This window comes from Amycolatopsis sp. 195334CR, from assembly GCF_017309385.1.
Lineage (GTDB): Bacteria > Actinomycetota > Actinomycetes > Mycobacteriales > Pseudonocardiaceae > Amycolatopsis.
Genome location: NZ_JAFJMJ010000001.1, coordinates 280,780 through 306,456, shown reverse-complemented (window position 1 = coordinate 306,456; position 25,677 = coordinate 280,780). Strand labels below are relative to the sequence as shown.

The following is a 25,677-nucleotide window of genomic DNA, read 5'->3' as shown; positions in this document are numbered from 1 at the left end:
CAGCAGGAAGAGTCAACGATGACGAAGACGGAAGAAGCGCCCTCCCGGGGACACCGGGTCCGGGTCTCGGTGCAGCGGTTCGGCGGCCACATGGCGGGCATGGTCATGCCCAACATCGGCGCCTTCATCGCCTGGGGTCTGATCACCGCGTTGTTCATCCCGTCCGGCTGGACGCCGAACGCGAAGATCGAGACGCTGGTCGACCCGATGATCAACTTCCTGCTGCCGGTGCTGATCGGGTACACCGGCGGCCGCCTGGTGCACGGCCAGCGCGGTGCGGTGGTCGGCGCGGTGGCCACAGTCGGTCTCGCGGTCGGCGCCGAGATCCCGATGTTCCTCGGCGCGATGGCGATCGGCCCGCTGGCCGGCCTCCTGATGAAGCTGTTCGACGAGCACATCGGCAGCAAGACCGCGCCGGGCTTCAAGATGCTGGTGGACAACTTCAGCGCCGGCATCATCGGCGGCCTGATGGCGGTGCTCGGCATGCTCGCCATCGGCCCGGTGGTGCAGGGCGCGACCAAGGCGCTCGGCAACGGCGTGCAGGCCCTGTTCGACACCGGGCTGCTGCCACTGGTCTCGCTCATCGTGGAACCGGCCAAGGTGCTGTTCCTGAACAACGCGATCAACCACGGGGTGCTGTCCCCACTGGGCATCGCGGACGCGGCGCAGACCGGGAAGGCGATCGAGTTCCTGATCGAGCCGAACCCCGGCCCCGGCCTCGGCATCCTGCTGGCGCTGACCTTCTTCGGCGCGAAGAGCGCGCGGGCCACCGCGCCCGGCGCCATCGTGATCCAGTTCCTCGGCGGCATCCACGAGATCTACTTCCCGTACATCCTGGCCGCCCCGCGCCTGATCCTGGCCGCTATCGCCGGTGGTGCGGCGGGCATCTTCGTCTTCAGCATCTTCGACGCCGGGCTGACCGCCACGCCGGCGCCGGGCAGCATCATCGCCGTGCTCGCGGTGACGCCGAAGGGTGGTTACCTGGGGGTGATCGCCGGGGTGGTGATCGCCGCCGCGGTGAGCTTCCTGGTCGCGGCGGTACTGCTGAAGTTCGGCCGGGACGCCCGGCGTGAGGAACGCGAGCAGCAGCTCGCCAACGGCGGCCAGGTCTGAGCCGGAAGGAAAGGGGAACTCGGGTGAGCAGCATCGAGGGCAAGGAAATCACCAAGGTGATCATCGCCTGCGACGCCGGGATGGGCAGCAGCGTGATGGTGGCGGCGCAACTGGGCAAGCGGCTCAAGCCGTACAAGGTCAAGGTCGAGCACATCCCGGTGAACGAGATCCCCGGCGACGCGCAGCTGGTGCTGTGCCAGGAAACCCTGGTGGCGCGGGCGAAGAAGAACTCGGACGCGGTGATCATCGGCTTCCAGAACTTCCTCGGCGACCCGGTGTTCGACCGCGTCGAGCAGGCGATCCGGGACGGGGGCACGCTGGATGGCTGAGCTGCTGGAGAAGTCCGGGATCCGGCTGGGCGCGAGCGCGGAGAACCGCGACGACGCCATCCGCCAGGTCGGCGCGCTGCTGGTGGAAATCGGTGCGGTGGCACCGGAGTACGTCGACGGCATGCTGGAGCGGGAGGAGTCGGTCTCCACCTTCGTCGGTGAGGCCGTGGCCATCCCGCACGGCACCAACGCCGCCCGCGAGCACGTCAAGCGGACCGCGCTGGCCGTGGTCCAGTTCCCCGGCGGCGTGGACTGGGACGGGCAGCGGGTCCAGCTGTGCGTCGGCATCGCGGCCCAGGGCAGCGAGCAGGTGCAGATCCTGTCCTCGCTGGCCCACACCCTGCTCGACGCCGAGAAGGCGGCCGAGCTGCGGGAAGCGTCCGATCCGGACACGATCCTGCGCATTCTGACCGCGACCGAAGAGGAGGCAGTGCAGTGAAGGTGGCCCGTTTCTACGCGCCGGGCGACATCCGGATCGAGGAGGCACCGGAGCCGGTGCCCGGCCCGGACGAGCTGAAGATCCGGGTGCACGCGTGCTCGACCTGCGGCACCGACCTGAAGATCTTCCGGCACGGCCACCACCACATCGATCCGCCGCGGGTGATCGGGCACGAGATCGCCGGTGAGGTCGTGGAGACCGGGGCGGAGATCTCCGGCTGGGCGCCGGGTGACCGCGTGCAGGTGATCGCGGCCATCCCGTGTGGTGAGTGCGCCGACTGCCGTCGTGGCTGGCGCACCATCTGCCCGAACCAGCTGTCGATGGGGTACCACTTCGACGGCGGGTTCGCCGAGTACATGATCGTGCCGCAGCGGGTGCTGCGGGTGGACGGGCTCAACCGCATCCCGGACGGCCTGTCCTACGCCGAGGCCTCGGTCGCCGAGCCGCTCGCGTGTGTCCTCAACGGACAGGAGTTCGCGCAGGTCGGCGAAGGGGACACCGTGGTGGTCACCGGTGCCGGGCCGATCGGCTGCCTGCACGTGCGGCTGGCCAGGGCCCGTGGCGCGGCGGCGGTGTACCTGGTGGAGCTGAACCGGGGCCGCCTCGACATGGCGGCGGACATCGTCAAGCCGGACGCGGCGATCTGCGGTTCCGAGACCGACCCGGTGCAGGCCGTGCTCGACCTGACCGACGGCCGCGGTGCCGACGTGATCATCACCGCCGCGGCGGCGGGCAAGGCGCAGGAGGACGGGCTGAAGATGGCCGCGCGGCGGGGCCGGATCAGCTTCTTCGGCGGGCTGCCGAAGGACAACCCGATCATCGCCTGCGACTCCAACCTGGTGCACTACCGCGAGCTGACCATCTACGGCGCCAACGGGTCCAGCCCGGAGCACAACAAGCGGGCGCTGGAGCTGATCGCCACCGGCGCGGTACCGGTCGACGACCTGATCACGCACCGGCTGAAGCTGGACGGCGTGCTCGACGCGATCGACACGGTGGCCTCCGGTGAGGCGATCAAGGTGACCATCGAGCCGGCCGCGGTCTGATCGAGAGAGAGGGTGTGCACGGGTGACCACCGAACTGCACGGGAATCCGGCCAGTCCGGGCACCGCTTCCGGCACGGTCGCCCGCATGCGCCCGGTGCCGGAACTGCCGGCGCGGCAGCCGGAATCGGCGGGTGCGGAACAGGAGTTCGCCGCGGCGAAGGCCGCGCTCGCCGGGGTCGCGGACGAACTGGAGCGGCGCGGCAAGGCGCTGTCCGGTGAGGCCGCGGAAATCCTGGACACCCAGGTGATGATGGTCCGCGATCCCAGCCTGGAGCAGGGGATCGCGAAGGCCACCGACGCGGGTTCGCCCGCCGCGTGGGCGATCCAGGAGGCCTTCGCCGCGCACATCGAGGTGCTGCGCGGTCTCGGCGGGTACCTCGCCGAGCGGGTCACCGACCTGGCCGACCTCCGCGACCGCGCGATCGCGGTCGCGCTCGGTGAGCAACCGCCGGGCATCCCGGCTTCGGAGCAGCCGTTCGTGCTGGTCGCGGTGGACCTCGCCCCGGCAGACACGGTCACCCTCGATCCGTCCGATGTGCTCGCCATCATCACCGAGAAGGGTGGTGCCACCAGCCACACGGCGATCCTGGCGCGGTCGCTGGGCATCCCGGCGGTGGTCGGCTGCGCGGCGGCGGAGTCGCTTTCGGACGGTCAGCTGGTGGTGGTCGACGGTGGTGCGGGCAAGGTGGTCGTCGATCCGGAGACGCGCCTGCTGGACTCGATCGAGCGGGAGGCGGAGGCGCAGCGGCAGGAACTCGCGCGGCACCGCGGTCCCGGGTCCACTAAGGACGGTCATCCGGTCAAGCTGCTGCTGAACATCGGCGGCGCGGGTGGCCTGGAGGAGGCCGCCGCGGCGGACGCCGAGGGGATCGGCCTGTTCCGCACGGAGTTCCTGTTCCTGGACCGGGCCGAAGCGCCCTCACTGGACGAGCAGCGCGCGGCGTACGGCAAGGTGTTCGCGGCGTTCTCCGGCCGGCCGGTGGTGATCCGGACGCTGGACGCGGGCGCGGACAAGCCGGTGCCGTTCGCCAACGACGACGTGGAACCGAACCCGGCGCTGGGCGTGCGCGGGTATCGCGTGGGCCGCCGGAACGCGGGCCTGCTGGACCTCCAGCTGGAGGCGATCAGCCAGGCCGCGCGGGAGCACGACACGGACGTGCGCGTGATGGCGCCGATGATCGCCACCGCCGCCGAGGCACGGGAGTTTGCCGCGCGGGTGCGGCACTTCGGCATCGCACAAGCCGGCGTCATGATCGAAATCCCGGCGGCGGCGCTGCGCGCGGAGGCGCTGCTGGCCGAAGTGGACTTCGTCAGCATCGGCACGAACGACCTGGCGCAGTACACGTTCGCCGCGGACCGGTTGCTGGGCGAGCTGAACGATCTGCTCGACCCGTGGCAGCCGGCCCTGCTGGACCTGGTCTCCATGGTCGCCGAAGCCGGGCGGAAAACCGCCAAACCGGTAGGAATCTGCGGCGAGGCGGCCGGGGATCCCTTGCTGGCCCCCGTTTTCGCGGGCTTGGGCGTGACGAGCCTTTCGATGTCGGCCCCCGGCGTCCCGGCGGTCCGCGCTTCCCTCCGACGCCACACCTTCGACGACTGCGCCGCCCTAGCCGCCTCGGCCCTGGCGGCCCCGGACGCCTCGTCCGCCCGCTCCGCCGTGACCTGACCCCCGCCGCGAGCCGACCCCCCGCGAGCCGACCGCCCCCGCCCAGCCATGCAGTGAATGTGGCTTTCACTGCCAAAACCGCCGTGAAAGCCACATTCACTGCACCCCACCACCCACCGGAGGCGTGGACCCACCCGTCCCACCCGCCACCCGGAAAAACCACCCGCCCCCACGTATCCTGGGCCGGTGACGGTACCGACCGACCCCGGCGACCTGGCCACCGCGCTGCAGCGGACCGGCTACCTCGCCGACACCGGCATCGCGACCGCTGCCTTCCTCGCCCTCCGCATGGGCCGCCCGCTCTTCTGCGAGGGCGAACCCGGCACCGGCAAGACCTCCCTCGCCGTCGCGTTGAGCAGGGCGTTGGACCTCAAGCTCATCCGCCTGCAGTGCCACGAGGGCATCGACGCCGCCCAGGCGCTGTACGAATGGGACTTCCCGCGCCAGCTCCTGCACCTGCGCGCGCTCGAAGCCGCGCACCGGACCGTGGACGAGGCCTCGCTCTACACCGAGCGCTTCCTGCTCGCCCGGCCCCTGCTCCAGGCCCTCCAGGAAGCACCCTGCGTGCTGCTCGTCGACGAGATCGACCGCGCCGACGACGAGTTCGAGGCCTTCCTGCTCGAACTCCTCGACGACAACGCGGTCAGCATCCCCGAGTTCGGCGAGGTCCGCGCCGAGAAACCGCCGCTGGTGGTGCTCACCTCGAACCGCACCCGCGAGGTGCACGACGCGCTCAAGCGCCGGTGCCTCTACCACTGGCTCGAACACCCCGGCCTGGCCAGGGAGATCGACATCCTCCGGCACCGCCTGCCCGGCCTCGACGAGCGGCTGGCCACCCAGGTCGCGAGCGCCGTGCACCGCATCCGGCAGCTGGAGCTGCTCAAGCCGCCGGGCGTCGCGGAGGCGCTGGACTGGGCGCGCGCCCTGACCGCCCTCGACCGTGACGTGCTCGACGCCGAAGCCGCCGCACTCACCCTCGGCGCCGTGCTCAAGTACAGCGAGGACATCGACCGCGTCCGCGCCAAACTGGACTCTTTGCTCTCCTAGCCACGCCGAACGTCACGAATGTGGCTTTCGAGACACCCACCTTCTCGAAAGCCACATTCGTGACACTACGACTGCTCCGGCACCCGCCAGCCGCGCTCGCCGGCCAGTTCGGTCGCCTGCGCCGGGCCCCACGAACCCTGTTCGTACGAGTGCACCTTCGGCGGCTGCTTCAGCACCGGGTCGCACAGCTCCCAGAGCCGCTCCACCTCTTCGGCACTGGTGAACAGCGTTTGGTCGTCACGCAGCACGTCGAGCAGCAGGCGCTCGTACGCCTCCAGCGGCTCGGCGTCGGCGAAGGCCTCGGAGAAGCGCATGTGCAGCTTCGCGTGGTCCAGCTTCAACGCCGGACCCGGCCGCTTCGCGCGCAGCTCCAGCGTCACCGTCGAATCCTCGGTCAGCTCGAAGACCAGCTCGTTGGGCTGGCTGTCGAACCCGTTGGCCGAGTCGAACATCTTCAGCGGCGGCTCGACGAAGCCGAGCGTGATGGTGCGCCTGCTCTGCTCCATCGCCTTGCCGGTGCGCAGCAGGAACGGCACGCCCTTCCAGCGCCAGTTGTCCACCCACACCTCGGCCGCGACGAAGGTCTCCACTTCGGACTCGTCGGCGACCCCCGGCTCGTCGCGGTAGCCCTCGTACTGCCCGAAGACCACCCGATCGGGGTCGAGCGCGCGGACCGCCTGGAACAGCTTGCGCTTCTCCACGCGCAGCGACTCGGCGTCCACGTGCACCGGCGGCTCCAGCGCCAGGAAGCCGAGCAGCTGGAACAGGTGCGTGGAGATCATGTCGCGGAAGGTGCCGGTCGACTCCATGAAGCCGGCGCGGCCCTCGATGCCGATCGACTCGGGTACGTCGATCTGCACGTAGCTGATGTGGTGCCGGTTCCACACGGGCTCGAAGAAGCCGTTCGCGAACCGCAGCGCCAGGATGTTCTGCACCGCCTCCTTGCCGAGGAAGTGGTCGATCCGGAAGAGCTGGTCCTCGGCGAAGACCTGGTGCAGCGCGGTGTTCAGGCTGCGCGAGGACTCCAGGTCACGGCCGAACGGCTTCTCCAGCACCACGCGCGCGTCCTCGGCGAGACCGGTGGCGCCGAGCATCTTGACCATCGGCTCCATCGAGTCCGGTGGCACCGACAGGTAGAGCAGCTTGCGGGTGTCCGGGCCGAGTTCGGCCATCGCCGCGTCGACCGCGGCGGCCAGCTCCTCGCCGTCGTCCTTGGACGAGGTCTGGAAGGTGATCCGCTGGGCGAACTCCTCCCACACGCTGTCGTCGAAGCGGGCGGAACCGGAGAATTTGAAGACGGCCTTGGCGAGTTTGTAGCGGAACTCCTCGTCGGTGCCGGGCGAGTTGCGCCCGGAGCCGATGATGCGGAACTGCTCGGGCAGCAGCCCGGAACGCATCAACCGGAACAGGCCGGGGAAGAGTTTCCGGCGGGCGAGATCCCCGGTGGCGCCGAAGATCACGAAGACATGGGGCACCGTCTTTTCGCTCGGGGCGAACAGTGCCTGGGGCTCGGCTGACTCAGTCATCGCTGTCCATCTTCACCGGCGGGAGCGGTTTCGCCCAGTCTTTGCGCGAAAATGTGGCAAGTGCACGTCACGCGATTGGTGAACGCACCAGCGAACCGGGATATTTCCCGAACACGAGGTAACCAGCGGTCATACTACCGGCAAGTAGCGTCATTCCGCGTCATTCAGTGGACGGCGCGAACCGCTCGAGCGAGCGTATCCTGGACGTTCTGATGGACACCCCGCTCCCCGGATTCGCCGGGTTCGCCGCCGCGTTGCGCGCGGCCGGCCTGCCCGCCGCCCCGCAGCGCCTGCGTGCCTTCCTCGACGCCGTGGCGCAGGTCGACCTGGCCGAGCGTGAGCAACTGTACTGGGCGGGTCGGCTGACCCTCTGCGCCGACCCCGACGACCTGCCGCGCTACGACCGCGCGTTCGCGTCGTGGTTCGGCGAGGAGCCGCCGCCGAGCCCGCGGAAGGGCACGCCGGTGCCGCGCCGGAGCAAGCTCGCGCTGGTCGCCGAGTCGCCGCCCGATGGCCACTCCGAGAGCGAGAACGACCCGCTGCGCGTGTCGGCCAGTGCCGAGGAAGTGCTCCGCCATCGGGACTTCAGTGAACTGAGCGCCGCCGAGCGGGAGCACCTGCGCGAGCTGTTCGCGACGCTGAGCCCGGTGTTCCCGACGCGCACCTCGGCCCGGCGGCGCCCGGCGAGGCGCGGTGAGCTGGACCCGGGCCGGACCCTGCGCGCGATGATGGCCGGCGGCGAGCCCATCCACCTCGCCCGTCGCCGCCGCGCCGAGCAGCCGCGCCGGGTGGTGCTGCTGATCGACGTGTCCGGCTCGATGAGCCCGTACGCGGACGCGCTGCTGCGGTTCGCCCACGTGCTCGTCCGCCGCGCGCCGCGCTCGGTCGAGGTGTTCACCATGGGTACCCGGCTGACCAGGGTGTCCCGGCAGCTGCGCCAGCGCGACCCCGAGCGCGCGATGCTCGCCGCCGGGCACGCGGTGCCGGACTTCGCCGGCGGCACCCGGCTCGGTGAGGCGCTGCGCGTGTTCCTGACCAGGTGGGGCCGCCGCGGCATGGCTCGCCGCGCGGTGGTTGTCGTCTTCTCCGACGGCTGGGAACGCGGCGACACCACCTTGCTGAGCGCACAACTGGCTGCCCTGCGCAGGCTCGCGCATTTGGTGCTTTGGACGAATCCCCACGCCGGTCGCGCGGGTTACGCTCCGGTGCAGGCCGGGATCGTCGCCGCGCTGCCGCACCTCGACGGACTGCTCGCCGGGCACAGCCTGGACACCTTGGACCGACTCCTCAGGGAAATGCGAGAAGAACGCTATGCGTGATGTGCTGGAGGAACTCCACCGACGCTGGTCGGCGGGGGAGACGGTGGGACTGGGCACCGTGGTGGCCACCTTCTCCTCGGCGCCGAGGGCGCCGGGCGCGGCGATGCTGGTGGCCGAGGACGGCACGGTGACCGGCAGCGTGTCCGGTGGCTGCGTCGAGGGCGCGGTCTACGACCTGGCGCAGCAGGTGGTCGCGGAGCGCACGCCGGTGCTGCAGCGGTACGGCGTCAGCGACGACGACGCCTTCTCCGTCGGCCTGACCTGCGGCGGCATCATCGACATCTACGTCGAGCCGGTGGACCGCGAGGCCATGCCGGAGCTGGCCGAGCTGGCCGAGTCCGTCCACAAGGGACAGCCGGTGGCGGTGGCCACGATCGTCGAGCACCCGGATCCGGAGCGGCTCGGCAAGCGCGTGGTGGTGTGGCCGCACCGCAGCGCGGGCACGCTCGGTTCGTCCAGGATGGACGACGCGGTGGCCGACGACGCGCGCGGCATGCTGGCCACCGGCCGCACCGGGATGCTGCACTACGGGCCGGACGGGCAGCGGCGCGGTGAGGGCGCCTCGGTGTTCGTGAACTCCTTCGAGCCGCCGCCGCGACTGCTGGTGTTCGGCGCGATCGACTTCGCCGCCGCGATGGCGCGCCTCGGCGCCTACCTGGGTTACCAGGTCACGGTGTGCGACGCGCGGCCGGTGTTCGCCACCGCCAGCCGCTTCCCGGACGCGCACGAGGTGGTGGTCGACTGGCCGCACCGCTACCTGCGGGCTGAGGCCGACGCGGGCCGGGTCGACCGGCGCACCGTGGTCACCGTGCTGACGCACGACCCGAAGTTCGATGTGCCGTTGCTGGAGGTCGCGCTGCGGCTGGACGTCGGGTACGTCGGCGCGATGGGCTCGCGGCGCACGCACGACGACCGGATCGCGCGGCTGAAGGAAGCGGGGATCACCGATGAGGAGATCGCGCGGCTGTCCTCGCCGATCGGCCTCGACCTGGGTGCCCGGACGCCGGAGGAGACCTCGGTGTCGATCGCCGCCGAGATCATCGCGCTCCGGTGGGGCGGCAAGGGGCAGCGCCTGGCCGACCTGGACGGCCGCATCCACGGCTGACCCGCGCGGACCGCGGCGGCGAACCGCGGCGGCGTGCCGCCGGTGTGCCGCCGCGATCTTCGCCGCTAGGTGGAAAATCCTCGTCGAACCCCGCGTTTTCGGCTTCAGGCAATGCTAGAGCACGCATCTGCGGATCGGACTTTCAAGGTCACCCGGCCTGGGGTTGTCCGATCGAGATCGGAGTAGCACGCTCGCGAGTGAGCCCGATCACTTCCAGACCCACCACTGGAGGCCCGATGCGAATCACCGTCAACGTCGACGGAACCAGCTACACCGACGAGGTCGAGCCGCGGCAGTTGCTCGTCCACTACCTCCGGGAACGGCTGGGCAAGGTCGGCACCGTCGTCGGTTGCGACACCAGCAACTGCGGGGCGTGCACCGTCCACCTCGACGGCCACAGCGTCAAGTCCTGCTCCGTGCTGGCCGTGCAGGCGGACGGCTGCGAGGTCACCACGATCGAGGGCATCGCCCGCGACGGCAAGCTGCACCCGGTGCAGCAGGCCTTCCACGACAACCACGCGCTCCAGTGCGGCTTCTGCACCCCGGGCATGATCATGCAGTCGATCGACCTGCTGGCCGACAACCCCGACCCCGACGAGCAGGCCGTGCGCGAGGGCATCGAGGGAAACCTGTGCCGCTGCACGGGTTACCAGAACATCGTGCGGGCCGTGCGCGACGCGGCCCACCACATGCGACCGGGTGCCGGGCCGGACGCCGAACGCGTCGAGGACGGCAGCCAGCTCCGGGCGCCGAGCAGCATCGGCGGGGGTGAGTGATGACCTCCACCCTGGAACCGGAGGTGGGGAAGTCCAGGCTCCGCAAGGAGGACGAGCGCCTGATCACCGGGCGCACCCGCTGGACGGACAACCTGACCCTGCCCGGCATGCTGCACGCCGCCGTGCTGCGCAGCCCGTTCGCGCACGCCAGGATCACCTCGATCGACGTCACCGAGGCCAAGGGCAAACCAGGCGTGGTCGACGTGTTCACCGGCGCCGACTTCGCCGAGGAGCAGGGCAGCCTGCCGTGCGCCTGGCCGGTCACCGAGGACCAGAAGGCCCCCGACGCCCCCGCGCTGGCCGTGGACACGGTCAACTTCGCCGGTGAGGCGGTCGCGGTGGTGATCGCCCGCAGCGACTACGAGGCGCACGACGCGCTGGAGGCCATCGAGGTCGACTACGAGGACCTGCCGGTGGTGCTGGACATGGAGGAGGCCGTCCGCGACGGCGCCGACCTCGTCCACTCCGCACTGTCCACGAACACCAGTGCCACCTGGATCTTCGACTCCGCCGAGGCGGGCACCGGCGGGGAGGTCGAGCAGGCCATCTCCGGCAGCGAGGTGGTGATCACCCGCAAGTTCCGCCAGCAGCGGCTGATCCCGGCGTTCATGGAACCGCGGTCGGTGGTGGTGGACCCGACCTCCGGGCAGTTCACCATGTGGTCGGCCACCCAGATCCCGCACATCCTCCGGTTGATGCTGGCCATGACGCTCGGCGTGCCGGAGCACAAGGTGCGGGTGATCGCGCCGGACGTCGGCGGTGGGTTCGGCGGGAAGCTGCAGGTCACCCCGGAAGAGGTGATCACCTTCCTGGCCGCGCGGCGGCTCGGGCGGCCGGTGAAGTTCACCGAGTCGCGGTCGGAGTCGCTGCTCAGCGCGCACCACGGGCGCGACCAGATCCAGCACCTGACGCTGTCGGCCAAGCGCGACGGCACGATCACCGGGCTCAAGGTGGAGTTGCTCGCCGACATGGGCGCCTACCTGCGGCTGGTCAGCCCGGGCGTGCCGATCCTCGGCGCGTTCATGTTCAACTCCATCTACAAGATCCCGGCCTACCGGTTCGTCTGCACGAACGTGTTCACCAACAAGGTGCCGACCGACGCCTACCGCGGTGCCGGCCGTCCCGAGGCGACCTTCGCGATCGAGCGGATGATGGACGAACTCGCCGCCGAGCTGGGCGTGGACCCGTTGGAACTGCGGGAGAAGAACTGGATCAAGCACGAGGAGTTCCCGTACACCACGGTCGCCGGGCTCACTTACGACTCCGGTGACTACGAGGCCGCGACGGCGAAGGCGAAGGAGCTCTTCGACTACGACGGCCTCCGCCGCGAACAGGCCGAACGCCGGGAACGCCAGGACCCGGTGCAACTGGGCATCGGCATCTCGACCTTCACCGAGATGTGCGGGCTGGCGCCGTCGCGTGTGCTCGGCTCGCTGTCCTACGGCGCGGGTGGCTGGGAGCACGCCGCGGTGCGCATGCTGCCGACCGGCAAGGTCGAGGTGGTCACCGGGTCCTCACCGCACGGGCAGGGCCACGAGACGGCGTGGAGCCAGATCATCGCCGACCAGCTCGGCGTGCCGTTCGAGGACATCGAAGTGCTGCACGGCGACACGCAGTCCTCGCACAAGGGCATGGACACCTACGGCTCGCGCTCGCTGACCGTCGGCGCGATCGCCGCGGTGAAGGCGGCGGAGAAGGTGGTGGCCAAGGCCCGGCCGATCGCCGCGCACATGCTCGAATGCGCGGAGGACGACCTGGAGTTCGCGCAGGGCAAGTTCACCGTGCGCGGGACCGAGTCCTCGACCACCATCCAGGACGTGGCGCTGGCCGTGTTCGCCGCGCACGACCTGCCCGACGGGGTGGAGCCGTCGCTGGACTCGGAGGCCACCTTCGATCCGGAGAACTTCTCCTTCCCGCACGGCACGCACCTGTGCGCGACCGAAGTGGACACCGAGACCGGGCGCGTCACGCTGCGGTCCTACGTCTGCGTGGACGACATCGGCAAGGTGATCAACCCGATGATCGTCGAGGGCCAGGTGCACGGCGGGCTCGCGCAGGGCATCGCGCAGGCGTTGTTCGAGGAGGCGGTGCACGACGAAGGTGGCACGCTGACCACCGGCACCTTCGCCGACTACCTGCTGCCCTCGGCGGCGGACCTGCCCTCGTTCACCACCGACCGCACCGAAACGCCGTCGACCTCCAACCCGCTGGGGGTCAAGGGCGTCGGGGAGGCGGGCACGATCGCCTCCACCCCGGCGGTGGTCAACGCGGTGGTCGACGCGCTGCGGCAGTACGGCGTGCGCGACGTGGAGATGCCGATGACCCCGATGCGGGTCTGGCAGGCGATCCGCACGGGGCAGACCGACGCCGGTGGTGTCGGCGCGGAGTCCGGTGGCGGACTCGGCTCGATCGACGCTGCGCCGTCTGCTCGGGGGACGACCCCCGGACCCCCGAACTACCGAGGAGGTGCCCAGTGATCCCGGCGGCATTCGACTACGTCGCACCGACCACAGTGGACGACGCGGTGCGCGCGCTGGCGGACGCCGGTGAGGACGCGAAGGTGCTCGGTGGCGGGCAGAGCCTGCTGCCGGTGCTCCGGATGCGGCTGGCCACGCCGACCAAGCTGATCGACCTCGGCCGGATCCCCGAGCTGCGGGGCATCCGCGAGGACGGCGACGTCCTGGTGATCGGGTCCATGACCACGCACTACGACCTCCAGCGCGATCCGCTGATCGACGCGCACGCGGCCCTGCTGGGCCGGGCGACCGCCACGGTGGCCGATCCGCAGGTGCGCCACCGCGGTACCTTCGGCGGTTCGCTGGCGCACGCCGATCCGGCCGGGGACCTGCTGGCCCCGGTGCTGGCCATGGACGCCGAGCTGGTGGTGTCCGGAATGGACGGACGGCGGACGATCAGCGCGGCGGAGTTCTTCGTCGACCTGTTCACCACCGCGCTGCGGCCCGGCGAGATCCTGGTCGAGGTGCGGGTGCCCAAGCACACCGGCTGGCAGGCGCACTACGAGAAGTTCAACCGGGTGGCGCAGGCGTGGTCGATGGTGGCGGTGGCCGCCGCGGTCCGCACCGACGGCGGCACCATCGCCGAGGCCAGGGTCGGGCTGACGAACATGGCCTCGGTGCCGGTACGGGCGCGGGCGGTCGAGTCGGCGCTGGTCGGGCAGCCGGCCACGGCCGAGTCGGTGCGCGCGGCCGCCGAACACGCCGCGGACGGCACCGATCCGGCGGCGGACGGCAACGCCGATGTGGAATACCGTCGGCACCTGGCGAAGGTGCTGACCGGGCGCGCGCTGACCGCGGCGCTGAGTTCCTGAAGTCCCTGAAGTTCGTGAAGGGAGATCGGTTCCTGTGCGACTAGACCACCGGTTCACCGTTCCTGCTCCGGTCGACGAGGTGTGGCAGGCGGTGCTCGATCCCGAACGGGTGGCGCCGTGCATGCCCGGCGCCACGCTGACCGAGGTCGACGGGGACGCGTTCAGCGGCACGGTCAAGGTCAAGCTGGGGCCGATCTCCCTGACCTACAAGGGCAAGGGCGAGTTCCTGGAGAAGGACGCGGGTGCGCGCCGGGTGGTGATCAAGGCCGCCGGGAAGGACGCCCGCGGCGCGGGCACGGCGGCGGCCACGGTGACCGTCACCCTGCACGAGGAGGACGGCGCCACGGTGGGTGAGGTGGCCACCGACCTGAAGGTGACCGGCCGCCCGGCGCAGTTCGGGCGGGGCATGATCGGGGAGGTCGGGGGCAAGATCCTGGACTCGTTCGCCAGCTGCCTGGCGACAAAACTGGGTGGTTCGGACACGCCTGCCGAGCCCGCGGAGGCTGGCAAGGCCGCGCCCGCCGCTGAGCCCGGCACTGCTGGCGAGGCCGCAGGAACCGGGAAGCCCGCTGCCGCTAGCAAGGCCGCGCCTGCCGCGCCCAAAGCGGTGCCGGAACCGGAAGCCGCCCCGGCCCCGGTCAGTGAAAAAACCGCCCCTACCAGTGAAAAAGCCGAGGAACCGGCAGCCTCCGCGAAGGCGGCTGGCACCGAGCGCCCCAAGCTGCGGGCCGTCGATCCGGTGCCGGAAGCTGAACCCATCGACCTGGTCGACTACGCCGGTGCCTCCGTGGCGAAGCGGCTCATCCCGGTGGCCATCGGCGCCGCCGTGATCGCCGGGGTGGTGGTCATCATCCGGGCGCTCAAGCGTTAGTGGGCTTTCCCATGCGGGGAAATACCCCGCGCCCACCCGGGTTGTACCTGGCATGAACGAGGCGGATCACACCACCGACGTGGTGGTCATCGGCGCGGGGCAGGCGGGGCTGTCCGCGGCCTACCACCTGCGCCGGACCGGCTTCGCGAACAACTCCGGCTTCGTGGTCCTCGACCACGCCAAACGCGCCGGCGGCGCATGGCAGTACCGCTGGCCCTCGCTGGTGCTGAACAAGGTCCACGGCCTCTACGACCTGCCGGGCATGCGCTTCGGCACCCCCGACGGCAGCCGCCCGGCCAGCGAGGTGGTGCCGGAGTACTTCGAGCGGTTCGAGCGGACCTTCGACCTGCCGGTGCACCGCCCGGTCGACGTGCTCGAGGTCCGCGAGGGGGAGGACAACCGCCTCCTGGTGGTCAGCGCCGCCGAGACCTGGGCCGCCCGCGCGGTGATCAACGCGACCGGCACCTGGGACAAGCCGTTCTGGCCGCACTACCCCGGCCAGGAGACCTTCACCGGACGCCAGCTGCACACCGCCGACTACACCGGCGCCGACGCCTTCCGCGGGCAGCGCGTGGTGGTGGTCGGCGGCGGCACCTCGGCGATCCAGCAACTCCTGGAGATCGCGCCGTTCGCGAAGGAGACCATCTGGGTGACCCGTCGCGAGCCGGTGTTCCGCGAAGGCCCGTTCAGCGAGAACTGGGGCCGCGAGGCCGTCGCGCGGGTGGACCGCCGCGTGCGCCAGGGGCTGCCGCCGGAGAGCGTGGTCAGCGTGACCGGCCTGGCACTGACCCCGGAGATCCGCGCCGCCCGCGACGCCGGGATCCTCGACCGCCAGCCGATGTTCGACCGGATCACCCCGCACGGGGTCGCCTGGGCCGACGGCACCGAGCGCGCCGCCGACGTGATCCTCTGGGGCACCGGGTTCCGCGCTTCGCTGGACCACCTCGCCCCGCTGCACCTGCGCGGCCCCGGCGGCGGCATCCGGATGGACGGCACGCGCGTGGTCGCCGAGCCGAGGCTGCACCTCGTCGGTTACGGCCCGTCGGCCAGTACTGTCGGGGCGAACCGGGCGGGCCGCAGCGCCGTCACCGAGGTGCGGCGGCTCCTGGGCTGAGGAGGGCGCATGCGGTACCTGCTGATGATCGGCGGCGAGGACAGTGCCGGGGCGGAGCAGCTCAAGGACTGCGGTGGCTGGTCCGAGCGGATGGAACGCCGGGGCGTGCTCCGCGGCGGGGTCGGCCTCCGGCCGAAGGAGGAGGCCGTCACCGTGCGCGTGCGCGGGGACGAGGTGCTGCGCTCGGACGGCCCGTTCGCCGAGACCAAGGAGCAGATCGGCGGGTTCAGCGTGATCGAATGCGCCGACCTGGACGAGGCGGTGGAGATCGCCGCCGACCACCCGGTGGCCAAGCTGGGGCTGATCGAGATCAGGCCGATCGTCGAGTCGTCGGACTGACCCACCCTCGGAGTCTGCCGGGGTCTCGACGGCCCAGCGATTGCTATGAGTGGGGCATTACTTGCATTCAACGCTAGTAATGCCCCACTCATAGCATTCCCGGGTGGGGAGTTACCGGCACTCGCCGGTACTGTCTGGCGCAGCCGGGCCGGGCCCCGGGGACCAGTACGCCGGGGGACCAGCCGCACGATGCTCGCGAAGTCCGGTCTGCTCCGGTACTGGTGGGCCGTCCTGCTCGGCGGCGCGGTCGCGGCGATCCTGCTGATCCGGCTGATCATCGGCGACTCGCACAGCGACCTGGAGGTCTACCGCTTCGGCGTGGACGCGCTCTGGAGCGGCCGCGACCTCTACGGCGCGCTCCCGCTCGCCGACGCGAACGTCCCGCTGCCGTTCATCTACCCGCCCTTCGCCGCGATCGTGCTCACCCCGCTCGCCGCGGTGCCGCTGGGCTGGGCGGTGGTGCTGCTGTTCGCGGTGAACCTGCTCTGCCTCGGGGTGACGTTGTTCGCCGTGGTGCGGTCGCTGTGGCCGTCGTGGCGGGGCGCGCTCGTGGTGGCCGGGCTGGCCACGCCCGCGGCACTGCTGCTGGAGCCGGTGCGCTCGACCTTCGGCTACGGCCAGGTCAACCTCCTGCTGATGGGCCTGGTCGCGGCCGACTGCCTGCTGTTCCGCGGCCGGTACCGCGGCCTCGGCATCGGCCTCGCGGCGGCGGTGAAGCTGACGCCGATGGCCTTCGTGCTGTTCTTCCTGGTGCGCCGTGATTTCCGGGCCACGCTGACCGCCTTCGGCACGTTCGGGGTGGCCAGCGGGCTGGGCTTCCTGCTGGCGCCGGAAGCGTCGGCGCACTACTGGTTCCACGGCCTCGGCGGCGCGTCCGGCATGGGCGGGACCTCCTTCCACACGAACCAGACCGTGCAGGCGGTGCTGACCCGGTTCGGGGTGGACTCGACCGCGCTGTGGGTCGTGGTCGCCGCGGTGCTGCTGGCGCTGGTCGTGCTGGCGATGCACCGGGTGGAGGCGGCACCGGCGTTGTTGCTGAACGCGGCCTTCGCGCTGCTCATCTCGCCGACTTCCTGGTCGCACCACTGGGTGTGGATCGCGCCGGGCCTGGTGCTGGTGCTCGCGTACGGCCTGCGTTCCTGGCCGTGGCCGGGGCTCGCCTGGTTCGGCTTGGCCGGTGCGCTGGGCGCGCTGTTCGTCTTCGCGCCCTTCCGGTACTACCCGGCCTTCGACCGGCCGGGGCTGGAATGGACCGCTGCCCAGCAGTGGCTGGGGAACGGTTATGTCGCCGTCGGCCTGCTGACCGTGCTCGCCGCCGCCGCGGTTCAGGGGCGTGCGGTGTGGCGCAGTTGGCGCGATTTGCCCGATTCGTAGTCAGGCCGTCCGGACAGCGACTCCGGCACACCGACCTCCCACCAGGCACCCGACTCGGTCCACGCGTCCGGCCGCGTCCGGATCACCACGACCGCCGGGCGCCGCGAACTCACGGCCGCCTCCCGCGCCTGTGCGTAGGCCGTGCGCAGTTCCGCCACCGAAGAAGCCGGGAAGACCACGCACCCCAGCGACTCCGCGTGTGCCGCGAAGTCGACCCGCGGCGGCTCCGCGTGCACGGTCCGGCAGTTCGCGTACTGGTTGTTGAACGGCTCCCCGCCCTGGCCCTCCTGCAGGCGCGCGATCACCGCGTAACCGTCGTTGTCGCAGACGACCGCCACGAACGGGTGGCCGGCGAACGCCGCCGAGTACAGCTCCGAGTTCAGCATCAGGTACGAGCCGTCGCCGAGCAGGGTGGTCACCACCCGGTCCGGCAACGCCATCGCGGCACCCCACGCCCCGGCCAGTTCGTAGCCCATGCACGAGAAGCCGTACTCCACGTCCATGCTCGCCGAACCGGAGCCGCCGCCGCGCCAGCCGCCGATGAGTTCCCCCGGCATGCCACCGGAAGCGGTCATCACGTAGTCGTCCGGCGCGGAAAGGTCGTTCACCACGCCGACGACCTGCGCGTACGTCGGATCACCGGAAGCCGAGCGCAGCGAGGAGACGTGCGAGTCCCAGCGGGCGCGTTCCGAAGCCGCCCGTCCGGTCCACGATGGATCGGCCTGCCACTCCCCGAGGTCCAGTTCCGCCAGCGCGACGTCGGCGTCCCCGACCACGGCCAGCGCACCGTGCTTCACCGCGTCGAACCGCGCGGCGTTCAAGGTCACCAGCTTCACGTCGGGACCGAAGACCGTCCACGACGCCGTGGTGAAGTCCTGCAAGCGCGTGCCGACGGCAAGAACGAGGTCGGCTTCGGCGGCCAGCGCGTTCGCCGAGGACGAGCCCGTGACCCCGAGCGGACCGCCGTGCAGCGGGTGGTCGTGCGGCACCAGCGTCCGGCCGGCGGTGGTCTCGACCACCGGAATGCCGTGCCGTGAAGCGAAATGCAGCGCCCGCGACGCGGCACCCGAGTACCGGACCCCACCGCCGAGCACCAGCAGCGGACGCTCGGAAGCACGCAGGGCCGCCACCGCGGCGGCCAGTTCCCGCGTGTCGGGCCGCGGTCGCGGAACCCGGTGCACCACGGTCTCGAACAGCGAATCCGGGAAGTCGAACACCTCGGCCTGCACGTCCTGCGGCAGCGCCAGGGTCACCGGCCCGGCGTCGGCCGGATCGGTCAGCACCCGCGCGACCTGCGGCAGCGTGGAAACCAGCTGCTCGGGCCGGGTGATCCGGTCGAAGTACCGGCTGACCGCGCGGAAGGCGTCGTTCACCGTGGCCGTCGCGTCGCCGAAGGGCTCGATCTGCTGGAGCACCGGATCCGGCGCCCGGCTGACGAAGGTGTCACCGGGCAGCAGGAGCAGCGGCAGCCGGTTCGCGTGCGCCACCCCGGCCGCGGTCACCATGTTCAGCGCGCCCGGCCCGATCGACGAGGTCACCACGCCGACCTGGCGGCGGTCGGTGGCCTTGGCGAACCCGGTGGCGGCCAGCGCCATGCCCTGCTCGGTGTGCCCGCGCCAGACCGGCAGCTCGTCGCGGAACCGGCTCAGCGCGGTCCCGAGTCCGAGCACGTTGCCGTGCCCGAAGATGGCGAAAACCCCGGGGAACAACGGGACTTCGGCACCGGCGAGGGTTTCCGACCGCTGCGCGAGCAGCCAGCGGACGAGCGCCTCGGACGTGGTCAGCTTCATCGCACCGGTCCTTCCGCCGAGGTGACCGGGCAGCGCGGGTCGAGCGCCTGCCCGGCCCAGGTGTCCCGGATCCAGGTGTGCGCCGGGTCGTCGCAGAAGGCCATCGAGCGTTCGTCGGCGGGCCCGGCCAGCACGTTGAGGTAGTACATCGGGTAACCCGGCGCCGCCACGCACGGACCGTGGTAACCACGCGGGATCAGGAAGACGTCGCCGTCGCGCACCGCCACGTCCTCGTCGAGCGAGCCGTCCGCGGTGTAGGTCCGGTGCAGGCCGAAACCGCCGTCCCCGCTGATCCGGAAGTAGTAGATCTCCTCGTTGACCACCTCGCAGTCGGTGGCCTCGTCGTGCTTGTGCGGTGGGTAGGAGGACCAGTTGCCGTCGGGCGTGATCAGCTCGCAGGCGTTCAGCTTGTCGGCGTGGTCCCAGACGCCCGGCACCCCGAAGTTGGTCACCTGCCGGGTGGCCTGACCGGCCCCGCGGACCTCGACCGGCACCTCCGGGGCCGGGCCGTACTTCGGCGTGAGCCGCCGGGTGCACTTCGCCATCGGCAGCGCCAGTTCGCAGCCGTCCACAGTGGACAAATTCACTGAGGCGTCCCTTGGCACGTAAGCGAAGTCCGTAACCCTGGTGAACACCGAGTCGCGGCCGTCCAAGGTGAACCGTTCACCGTCCACTTCGAGCGAACAGCCACCCGACAACGGCAGCACGAAGGCCTCGAACTCGCCGGTCTCGACCACCCGTGTGGCACCCGCGGCGAGCCGCAGCACGCGCAGCCCGGTGTAGGTCCAGCCCGCGTCCTCCGGGGTGAGGCGGATCGGGTCGTCGCCGTCGGCCAGCGTGCCGTCGGGGCGGTGCAGTTCGCTCTGTGCCTTCACTGGGTCTTCTCCAGGATCTCGGCCGCCGCGGCCACGGCGGCACCCACGTCACCGTCCGGCGGGTAGAGCAGGGACCGGCCCACCACCAGGCCGCGCACCACGTCGTGGCGCAGGGCCGCACCCCACGAAGCCAGGTCGGCGGCCGGATCACCGGAGGGCACCCCGCCGAGCACGACCACCGGCAGCGTGGTCGCGTCCAGCACCAGGGAGTCCTCCGGCGCGGGGAGCTTCAGCCAGGTGTGCGCCGAGGTGACGCCGAGCCCGGAAGCCACGGTCACCGCCCGGGCCAGCGAAGCCGAATCCCGCCGCAGCACCAGCTTTCCGGCGCCGTCCCGGTGGTAGGGGAGCGGTTCGACCATGGCCATCAGGCCGTAGCTCGCCAGCTCGGTCACCGCGTCCGCGCTGGACTGGAGGGTCGGCACGGTGCCCGGATCGGAATCGACCAGCCGCAGCAGCATCTTGCCGCCGTCCAGCCGGAAGTCCGCGATCGAGCGGGCGGTGTAGGCGGTGAACCGGTCGTCGATCTCCCAGTCCGCGCCGGCCAGCCCGCCGCGGTTCATCGAGCCGATCACCACCTTGTCGTGCAGCGCGTCCAGCAGGAGCAGTTCCTCGACCACGTCCGGCGTGCCGAGAATGCCGTCGACCGCCGGGTTCTCCAGCGCGACCAGCAGCCGGTCGAGCAGCGTGCGCCGGTCGGCCATCGCGGTCTCGTCCCCGCCGACGCCGAGCGCCCCGCGCGCCGGGTGGTCGGCGGCGACCAGGAACAGCGTCCCGTTCGGACCGAGCAGCTGTTCCCGGCGCCGTCGTGCGGCGTAGGCGCGGTTGACCGCACCGGGATCGGTGGCCCGCAGGCGCAGCAGCTCGTGCCAGCGTTCGTCGGACAGCGTCACAGGACCTCCTCGATCTCCGCCGCCGTGGGCATGGCGTCGGCGCAGGCCAGCCGGGAGGCGACCAGCGCGCCCGCCGCGTTGGCGTAGGTGGCGATGCGCACCGGCTCCCAGCCGGACAGCAGGCCGTGGATCAGCGCGCCGCCGAACCCGTCCCCGGCGCCGAGCCCGCAGACCACCTCGACCCGCTGCGGGGACACCGTCCACGACCCGTCCGGCGTGGCCACCAGCACGCCGTCGGCGCCCTTCTTGATCACCGCCAGCCGCACGCCGCGGTCGAGCATGCGCCGCGCGGCCTCGTCCGGATCGGCGGTGCCGACGGCGACCTCCGCCTCGGCCCGGTTGCCGACCGCGACCGTCACGTGGTCGAGCATCCAGCCGATCTCCGCCCGCGCGGTCGCCACGTCCGGCCAGAACATCGGCCGGTAGTCCAGGTCCAGCACGGTGTGCCCGCGCCGCGCCCGCCGCCGCAGGAGCTCGCGCTGGGTCCCGCGCGCCGGTTCGGTGCACACGCCCGTCCCGGTGACCCACAGCAGCGGCACCTCGTCGACCACGTCCCACGGCACGTCCGCTTCGCCGAGGGTCAGGTCGGGCGCGATGGGGGAGCGGTAGAACAGCAGCGGCGGGTCCTCCGGCGGGTCCAGCGCGCAGAACACCACCGGCGTCTGCAGGTCCTCGGCCGTGCCGACGTGCTCCGGCGACACCCCGAACCCGGTCAGCGCCTCGCGCACGTAGTCGCCGAAACCGTCCGGCCCGACCTTGGTCAGCACCGCGGTCCGCCGGCCGAGCCGCGCGGCGGCGACCGCGACGTTGGTCGCGGTGCCGCCGAGCGACTTGGCGAAACTGCGCACCCCGGCCAGCGGCACCCCGCTCTGCTCGGGGTACAGGTCGACCCCGACCCGGCCGACGGTTAACGCGTCCAGGCTCAAGGTGCCTCCACCGACCGCAGTTCGTGCTCCAGGGCCTCGAGTTCCGCGCCACCGGCCATCTGGCGGGTCAGCTCGGCGATGTCGATCTCCGACTTCTCGTACGCACCGAGCGGGGCACCGCGTTTGAGCAGGAGGAACCGGTCCGCCACCGGGTAGGCGTGGTGCGGGTTGTGCGTGATCAGCACGACGCCGAGCCCGCGGTCGCGGGCCTGCGCCACGTACTTGAGCACCACCCCGGCCTGCTTCACGCCGAGCGCGGCGGTCGGCTCGTCCAGGATGAGCACCTTCGCACCGAAGTGGATCGCGCGCGCGATCGCCACGCACTGCCGTTCACCACCGGAGAGCGTGCCCACCGGCTGCTCCACGTCCCGCAGGTCGATGCCCATCTCGCCGAGCGCGGACCGGGTGATCTCGCCGCACTTCTTGCGGTCCAGCCAGCGGATCGGACCGAAGCCCCTGGTCGGCTCGGAGCCGAGGAAGAAGTTCCGCCACACGCTCATCAGCGGCACCACGGCCAGGTCCTGGTACACCGTGGCGATACCGCGGTCGAGCGCCTCGCGCGGGGAGGTGAACCGCACCGGCTCACCGTCCACCCTGAACTCGCCGGTGTCGTGCTGGTGCGCCCCGGCCAGGATCTTGATCAGGGTGGACTTCCCGGCGCCGTTGTCGCCGAGCACGCAGGTCACTTCACCGGCGTTGACCACCGTGGACACCTCGCGCAGCGCGATCACGCTGCCGTAGGTCTTGCCGATCTGCTCGACTTCGATCAAGGGAGTGCTCATCGCCGGACCCTTTCCGCTCGCCGCCGGAAGGTGTTGTTCACCAGTACCGCCGCCAGCAGCATCACGCCGAGGAACAACATGAACCAGTCGCTGTCCCACCGCGCGAACACGATGCCCTGGCGGGCCATGCCGAAGATCAGCGCGCCGATCGCGGCCCCGATCGCCGAGCCGAAGCCGCCGGTGAGCAGGCAGCCGCCGACCACCGCGGCGATGATGAACTGCAGTTCCAGCCCGATCCCCTGGTTGGCCTGCACGCTGGCGAAGCGCAGGATGTTGATCGAGCCGACCAGCCAGCCCGCCAGCGCGGTGCCCATGAACAGCAGGATCTTCGTCCGCTTGACCGGCACGCCGACCGCGCGCGAGCTGACCGCGGACCCGCCGACGGCGAAGATCCAGTTGCCGAACCGGGTGCGCAGCAGCAGCCAGGCCGCCACCGCGGCGAACCCGATCCACCACAGGATGGAGATCTGGAACTTGGTGCCGCCGATCTCCACGGTGGAGGCGAACACGAAGCCCGAGGAGGCGTAGCCGTCGGCGGCACGCATGCCGGAGACCTGCACGGTCCCGGTGACCAGCCGTGTCACGCCGAGATTCAGCCCCTGCAGGGCGAGGAAGGTGCCCAGGGTGACGATGAAGCTGGGCAGCCCGGTGCGCATCACCAGCCAGCCGTTGAAGGCACCGACCCCGAGCGCGAACACCAGCGAGGCCAGCAGCGCCAGCCAGACGTTCCAGCCGGCCTGGGTGGCCAGTATCGCGGTGACCAGCGCGGTGGACGCGGTCATCACGCCCGCCGAGAGGTCGAACTCGCCGCCGATCATCAGCAGCGAGACGGCCACCGCCATGATGCCGAGCGTGGAGGCGTCGTCCAGCCAGGTGGCCACGCCGTCGCCGGTGAGGAACTGGTCCGCGGTGATGCTGAAGAAGGCGAAAACCACCACGGCACCGAGCAGCGCGCCGAGTTCGGGGCGCACCACCAGCCGGTCCGCCAGCCGGGTGCGGCCCACGCGTTCGTCGAGGGTGGTCGTGGTCATCGGGTACCCCGTTCCACGTAGGCGCCGATCTGGTCCACAGTGGACTTGTCGACGAGGTCGGGTCCGGTCAGCACCGGCCGGCCGCCGCCGACCACGTTCCGGTTGTCCCGGTACAGCTTGAGGAAGACGATCGGCAGGTAGCCCTGCTCGTACTGCTGCTGGTCCACCGCGAAGAGCACGTCGCCGGTCTTGATCGCGGAGACCACGTCGGCGTTCAGGTCGAAGGTGGCCACCTGGGCCTTCGACTGCACCTGCTCCACCGCGTTCACCGCGTTCGCGGCCACCTGGGAGTTCAGCGTGAGCACCGCGTCGATCGACGGGTCGGTCTGCACCGCGCCGCGGATGCGGGCCTGCGCGTCGGTCGGGTTGCTGATGTCCACCTGCAACCGTTCGGCCGAACCGAACCCGCGGGCGGCGCCGTCGCAGCGCTGGTTCTGCCCGATGTTGCCGGCTTCGTGGATCACGCAGAGCAGCTTGGTCTTGCCCGCCTCCTTGAACTTCCGGCCGGCCTGCTCACCGGCGACGCCCTCGCTCTGCCCGATGTGGGTCAGCGCACCGTAGGCCGCGCTCTGCTCCTCGCCGGAGTTGATGGTGACCACCGGGATGCCCGCCCGGACCGCGTTCTCGATCGACGGCCGCACCGCCTCGGGATTCTGCATGGAGACCACCAGACCGCCGACGCGCTGCGCGACCGCGTTGTCGATCAGCTTGGCCTGGTTGCCGGGGTCCCCGTCGGAGTTGTACTCGACCGGCACGTCGAGCTCGCGGCCCGCGTCCTCGGCGCCGTTCTTGACCACGTTCCAGAAGGCGTCGCCCGCGGTGCCGTGCGAGATGACCGCGATCCGGAACGGGCCGGTCTCGGCGGGCACCTCCTGGCCGCTGCCCGCGGCCGGATCCTCCGCGGCCGGCCCGGTGCACGCGGCGAGCAGCAGCGCTGCCCCCGCGAGCACGAGGCCCACCCTGCTTGCGCGATTGGACGTCATTGTCGAATCCTCGCTGTTCGCCCTACGCAGCCGCCAACCGGCTGACGATCTTGTCGAGCTGGGCCAGGCTGCGCGCGGTGTCCCGCTTCGGGACGCCGTCCGCGCTGTCCGGGCCGAGTGCGGTGTCCTGTTCGAGGACGTACCAGCCGGTGTAGCCCGCCTCGTGGACGAACCGCACCATGGCCTCGATGTCCACGTCCCCTTCGCCGAGCGGGACGTAGATCCCCTGGCCGACGGCCTCGGTGTAGGCCAGTTCGCCGGTGCGCACGCGTTCGGCGAGATCCGCGCGGACGTCCTTGAGGTGCAGGTGGCCGATCCGGTCCGGGAAGCGCTTGGCCAGCGCGACCGGATCGGTGCCGCCGATGAGCAGGTGCCCGGTGTCCAGGCACAACGGCAGGTCGGAGTCGGCGATGAACCTCTCCACCTCGGCCTCGGTCTCCACATGCGTCCCCACGTGCGGGTGCAGAACGGTGCGCAAACCGTGCGCTGCGGCAGTGTCCCGGATCCTGGCCGCCGTGTCGATGAGCGTGCGCCATTCGGCGGCGGTCAACTCGGGACGGTCGTCGTACCCGTCCAGCCCGGTGGCCGCGGCGAGCACGAGCACCTCGGCCCCGCAGGCGGCGAACAGGGCCGCGGACTCCTCCGCCGCGGCCACCGCGCCGTCCGCGTCGGAGTGCAGAGCCACCGCGAGGAAACCGCCGATCAGGCGAAGATCGTGCGCCCCGAGCAGGGTGCGCAACTCCGCCGGATCCCTTGGCAGGTAACCGGGTGGGCCGAGTTCGGTGGCCTTCACGCCGAGTTCGGCCATCTGCCCGAGCACCAACGGGGCGTCGAGCACCCGGCCCCAGCCGGGGACTTCGCACACCCCCCAGGAGATCGGCGCCGCGGCGATCTTGAAATCCGGATCGATTGTCATCGGTGACACCAATCTGGCGGGGGCGGATTGTCACATCGTGCTATTGGTTAGAGCGCTCTAATCGTGTAGCCTCGCTGTCATTGGTGTCAAGG

The 25,677-nt window shown here is 71.1% G+C and carries 24 protein-coding genes; 15 read left to right on the top strand and 9 right to left on the bottom strand.

Translation table 11 applies throughout. The features are described 5' to 3' along the window. The first annotated feature begins 18 nt into the window (after window positions 1–18). The 6 genes from mtlA to JYK18_RS01415 all read left to right on the top strand — a co-directional run bounded on the left by mtlA (window position 19) and on the right by JYK18_RS01415 (window position 5,640). On the top strand, window positions 19–1,113 hold the full coding sequence (gene mtlA / locus JYK18_RS01440) for a PTS mannitol transporter subunit IICB (protein WP_206799620.1): 1,095 nt from the start codon (window positions 19–21) through the stop codon (window positions 1,111–1,113). 23 nt (window positions 1,114–1,136) lie between these two features. Next, window positions 1,137–1,442 carry a PTS lactose transporter subunit IIB gene (locus JYK18_RS01435; protein ID WP_153030157.1) on the top strand — a complete coding sequence of 102 codons (306 nt, stop codon included), beginning with the start codon at window positions 1,137–1,139 and terminating at the stop codon, window positions 1,440–1,442. Then, window positions 1,435–1,881, top strand: coding sequence for a PTS sugar transporter subunit IIA (locus tag JYK18_RS01430; protein ID WP_206799618.1), 447 nt, complete (start codon window positions 1,435–1,437; stop codon window positions 1,879–1,881). Before JYK18_RS01435 ends, JYK18_RS01430 begins: the two co-directional genes overlap by 8 nt. Further along, a complete protein-coding gene (locus tag JYK18_RS01425; protein ID WP_206799616.1) occupies window positions 1,878–2,927 on the top strand; it encodes a zinc-dependent dehydrogenase in 1,050 nt (349 codons plus the stop codon). The genes JYK18_RS01430 and JYK18_RS01425 overlap by 4 nt, the downstream gene beginning before the upstream one ends. A gap of 22 nt (window positions 2,928–2,949) precedes the next feature. Beyond that, a complete protein-coding gene (gene ptsP, locus JYK18_RS01420; protein ID WP_206799615.1) occupies window positions 2,950–4,593 on the top strand; it encodes a phosphoenolpyruvate--protein phosphotransferase in 1,644 nt (547 codons plus the stop codon). 186 nt (window positions 4,594–4,779) lie between these two features. Beyond that, a complete protein-coding gene (locus JYK18_RS01415; protein WP_206799612.1) occupies window positions 4,780–5,640 on the top strand; it encodes a MoxR family ATPase in 861 nt (286 codons plus the stop codon). Window positions 5,641–5,705: 65 nt separating this feature from the next. Here the strand turns inward: JYK18_RS01415 and zwf are convergent, their stop codons facing one another. Continuing rightward, a complete protein-coding gene (zwf, locus tag JYK18_RS01410) occupies window positions 5,706–7,166 on the bottom strand; it encodes a glucose-6-phosphate dehydrogenase (RefSeq protein ID WP_206799610.1) in 1,461 nt (486 codons plus the stop codon). Between the two features lie 212 nt (window positions 7,167–7,378). Between zwf and JYK18_RS01405 the strand changes: the two genes are divergently transcribed. From JYK18_RS01405 to JYK18_RS01365, 9 genes are all read left to right on the top strand, one after another. After that, window positions 7,379–8,485: a VWA domain-containing protein gene (locus JYK18_RS01405; RefSeq protein ID WP_206799608.1), complete on the top strand. Its 1,107-nt coding sequence runs from the start codon at window positions 7,379–7,381 to the stop codon at window positions 8,483–8,485. Further along, a complete protein-coding gene (locus JYK18_RS01400; protein WP_206799606.1) occupies window positions 8,478–9,590 on the top strand; it encodes an XdhC/CoxI family protein in 1,113 nt (370 codons plus the stop codon). Before JYK18_RS01405 ends, JYK18_RS01400 begins: the two co-directional genes overlap by 8 nt. 236 nt (window positions 9,591–9,826) lie before the next feature. Beyond that, window positions 9,827–10,366, top strand: a complete 540-nt coding sequence (locus tag JYK18_RS01395; RefSeq protein ID WP_206799604.1) for a (2Fe-2S)-binding protein — start codon at window positions 9,827–9,829, stop codon at window positions 10,364–10,366. After that, window positions 10,366–12,843, top strand: a complete 2,478-nt coding sequence (locus JYK18_RS01390; protein ID WP_206799602.1) for a xanthine dehydrogenase family protein molybdopterin-binding subunit — start codon at window positions 10,366–10,368, stop codon at window positions 12,841–12,843. Before JYK18_RS01395 ends, JYK18_RS01390 begins: the two co-directional genes overlap by 1 nt. After that, window positions 12,840–13,694, top strand: coding sequence for a xanthine dehydrogenase family protein subunit M (locus JYK18_RS01385; RefSeq protein WP_206799600.1), 855 nt, complete (start codon window positions 12,840–12,842; stop codon window positions 13,692–13,694). The genes JYK18_RS01390 and JYK18_RS01385 overlap by 4 nt, the downstream gene beginning before the upstream one ends. Before the next feature lie 34 nt (window positions 13,695–13,728). Beyond that, window positions 13,729–14,565, top strand: coding sequence for an SRPBCC family protein (locus JYK18_RS01380; protein ID WP_206799599.1), 837 nt, complete (start codon window positions 13,729–13,731; stop codon window positions 14,563–14,565). Window positions 14,566–14,617: 52 nt separating this feature from the next. Further along, a complete protein-coding gene (locus tag JYK18_RS01375; protein ID WP_206799590.1) occupies window positions 14,618–15,679 on the top strand; it encodes an NAD(P)-binding domain-containing protein in 1,062 nt (353 codons plus the stop codon). Between the two features lie 9 nt (window positions 15,680–15,688). Further along, on the top strand, window positions 15,689–16,018 hold the full coding sequence (locus JYK18_RS01370) for a YciI family protein (protein ID WP_206799588.1): 330 nt from the start codon (window positions 15,689–15,691) through the stop codon (window positions 16,016–16,018). A 189-nt stretch (window positions 16,019–16,207) separates the two neighbouring features. Then, window positions 16,208–17,392 (top strand): glycosyltransferase 87 family protein, encoded by a 1,185-nt coding sequence (locus JYK18_RS01365; RefSeq protein ID WP_206799586.1) that lies wholly within the window; start codon window positions 16,208–16,210, stop codon window positions 17,390–17,392. Here the strand turns inward: JYK18_RS01365 and iolD are convergent. From iolD to JYK18_RS01325, 8 genes are read right to left on the bottom strand one after another with little or no spacing between them, the layout of a single operon-like run. Then, entirely contained in the window at window positions 17,344–19,182 is a 1,839-nt protein-coding gene (iolD, locus tag JYK18_RS01360; protein WP_206799575.1) for a 3D-(3,5/4)-trihydroxycyclohexane-1,2-dione acylhydrolase (decyclizing), read from the bottom strand. The genes JYK18_RS01365 and iolD overlap by 49 nt on opposite strands. Then, window positions 19,179–20,057 carry a 5-deoxy-glucuronate isomerase gene (gene iolB / locus JYK18_RS01355; protein WP_206799566.1) on the bottom strand — a complete coding sequence of 293 codons (879 nt, stop codon included), beginning with the start codon at window positions 20,055–20,057 and terminating at the stop codon, window positions 19,179–19,181. Before iolB ends, iolD begins: the two co-directional genes overlap by 4 nt. Further along, window positions 20,054–20,947 (bottom strand): aldolase, encoded by an 894-nt coding sequence (locus JYK18_RS01350; protein WP_206799556.1) that lies wholly within the window; start codon window positions 20,945–20,947, stop codon window positions 20,054–20,056. The genes iolB and JYK18_RS01350 overlap by 4 nt, the downstream gene beginning before the upstream one ends. Then, window positions 20,944–21,873, bottom strand: a complete 930-nt coding sequence (gene iolC, locus JYK18_RS01345; RefSeq protein WP_206799554.1) for a 5-dehydro-2-deoxygluconokinase — start codon at window positions 21,871–21,873, stop codon at window positions 20,944–20,946. Before iolC ends, JYK18_RS01350 begins: the two co-directional genes overlap by 4 nt. Beyond that, a complete protein-coding gene (locus JYK18_RS01340) occupies window positions 21,870–22,655 on the bottom strand; it encodes an ATP-binding cassette domain-containing protein (protein ID WP_206799552.1) in 786 nt (261 codons plus the stop codon). The genes iolC and JYK18_RS01340 overlap by 4 nt, the downstream gene beginning before the upstream one ends. After that, entirely contained in the window at window positions 22,652–23,686 is a 1,035-nt protein-coding gene (locus JYK18_RS01335) for an ABC transporter permease (protein WP_206799543.1), read from the bottom strand. Before JYK18_RS01335 ends, JYK18_RS01340 begins: the two co-directional genes overlap by 4 nt. Then, window positions 23,683–24,669 (bottom strand): sugar ABC transporter substrate-binding protein, encoded by a 987-nt coding sequence (locus JYK18_RS01330; protein WP_206799534.1) that lies wholly within the window; start codon window positions 24,667–24,669, stop codon window positions 23,683–23,685. Before JYK18_RS01330 ends, JYK18_RS01335 begins: the two co-directional genes overlap by 4 nt. A 22-nt stretch (window positions 24,670–24,691) precedes the next feature. Continuing rightward, window positions 24,692–25,585: a sugar phosphate isomerase/epimerase gene (locus JYK18_RS01325; protein ID WP_206799532.1), complete on the bottom strand. Its 894-nt coding sequence runs from the start codon at window positions 25,583–25,585 to the stop codon at window positions 24,692–24,694. Window positions 25,586–25,677: the final 92 nt, after the last annotated feature.